Consider the following 2,011-nt stretch of genomic DNA (forward strand, 5'->3'; position numbering starts at 1 on the left):
GTGTTAGATTCTCCATGAATAAAGCTCCTGCATGAGCATCTTTTCCTTTTGCTTTTCCGCCAAGATATAAATGATACGTATCCTTAATTTTCATGACGCCGATATCATTTACAAGCGGCTCTCCGCATCCAACCGGACATCCTGTGTATGCTGGCCGAAGAGTGAACGGAACTGGCTTTCCTGCAATGCGGTTATTTAACTCAATGGCTACGGGCATGCCTTCTTCTTCTGAACCTTTGCAAAAGTTGCATGTTCTTAAGCTTTTCACATAGTTTCCAACCGGGTAACAGGACAATCCAACCTCTCGAAGCTTCGCCTCAACTTCTTCAGCCTTACTTTCTTGAACCTCTATGTAAAGCTGCTGAAAGGTGGTTAACTCCAGTTCATCTTCATCATTCATGTATTCTGTGATCGTCACAAGCTGTTTCGCATTCAGTTTGGCTCCAAACGTTATCCCGCCGTTAATCGCCAGTTTTACTTTTTTCTGTGTTTCTTGCATTCTCTCACACCCCTATATGAATGAAAGAGTAAACTGCGATCAGGCAGTTTACTCTTCATTTGTTTTTTATAATTTAACTCTCTGTAATCGCAATGCGTTTAAGACAACAGATACGGAGCTGAATGCCATAGCTGCTCCTGCCACCCATGGTGCAAGCAAGCCGATTGCGGCAATTGGAATTCCAATTGTGTTGTAGGCAAATGCCCAAAATAGGTTTTGTTTAATATTGCGCATTGTTTTGCGGCTCATGAGAATCGCGTCCGCAATACTATTTAGGTCTCCGCGAATAAGTGTGATATCAGCTGCTTCCATAGCTACATCCGTACCAGTGCCAATCGCCATCCCCACATCTGCTGTCGCAAGTGCTGGTGCGTCATTGATTCCATCTCCAACCATCGCTACTTTCTTTCCTTGCTCCTGCAGTTTTTTCACTTCATCTGCTTTCCCTTCAGGAAGCACTTCCGCAATTGCCATGTCAATTCCTACTTCATTTGCAATCGATTGTGCGGTACGTTTGTTGTCACCTGTAATCATAATCACTTCAAGTCCAGCATCCTTCAAACGTTTAATCGCTGCTTTTGACGTTTCTTTTACAGTATCAGCTACTGCTATAATTCCCATGAATTCTCCGTCAACTGCGACAAGCATGGCTGTCTTTCCGTTATCCTCCAAATTTTCCATTTTTCCTGTAATGGTATCAATGGAAATATTAAATTTTTGCAGCAGCCTTCTTGTGCCGATTAATAATTCACGATTATTAACACTTGCTTTAATTCCGTGCCCTGGAATCGCTTCAAATTCTTGTACATCTTGCAAAGAAATGTTTCTTTCTTTAATGCCCTGTACTATTGCTTCCGCCAATGGATGTTCAGATTGTCTTTCCGCTGAACCCACTAGTGTAAGAAATTTTTCTTCATCCATATTTCCTTCAATTAGAATATCAGTTAATACGGGCTTACCGTTTGTCACTGTACCCGTTTTATCTAAAATCACAGTGGTAATTTTATGTGTTCCTTCAAGGTGTTCGCCGCCTTTAAACAGAACTCCATATTCTGCCGCACGTCCAGACCCTGCCATGATAGATGTTGGGGTTGCGAGACCAAGCGCACAAGGACAAGCAATAACAAGGACGGCAATAAGTTTTTCAAGTGCTTCGCCAAACTCTCCAGGACTTACCCATAAATACCAGATTAAAAAAGTTACAACTGCAATTCCAACAACAATTGGTACGAATATCCCTGATATTTGGTCCGCCACCCGTTGAATAGGCGCTTTTGAACCTTGAGCTTCTTCTACGACTTTAATAATTTGGTCTAAGGCTGTATCCTTTCCTACTTTCGTTGCTTTTACTTTTAAAAACCCATTTTTATTAAGTGTTGCACCAATGACTAAATCTCCAATCGATTTACTAACAGGAACACTCTCCCCGGTTAACATCGATTCATCCATTGCAGAGCGTCCTTCTACAATCTCACCATCTACCGGCACCTTCTCACCCGGTTTGACATATAC

General features: G+C 42.1%; 2 protein-coding genes. Both read right to left on the reverse strand.

Features of this window, described 5'->3' with window-relative positions:
* A partial coding sequence (locus OQ279_RS18840) for a hypothetical protein (RefSeq protein WP_266071416.1) occupies positions 1 to 499 on the reverse strand: 499 nt, incomplete at its 3' end.
* A gap of 66 nt (positions 500 to 565) precedes the next feature.
* Positions 566 to 2,011 (reverse strand): copper-translocating P-type ATPase (locus tag OQ279_RS18845; protein ID WP_266071418.1); only part of this gene is annotated, 1,446 nt, incomplete at its 5' end.

The organism is Salinimicrobium profundisediminis (assembly GCF_026241755.1).
In the GTDB taxonomy this organism is placed as follows: Bacteria; Bacteroidota; Bacteroidia; order Flavobacteriales; family Flavobacteriaceae; genus Salinimicrobium; species Salinimicrobium profundisediminis.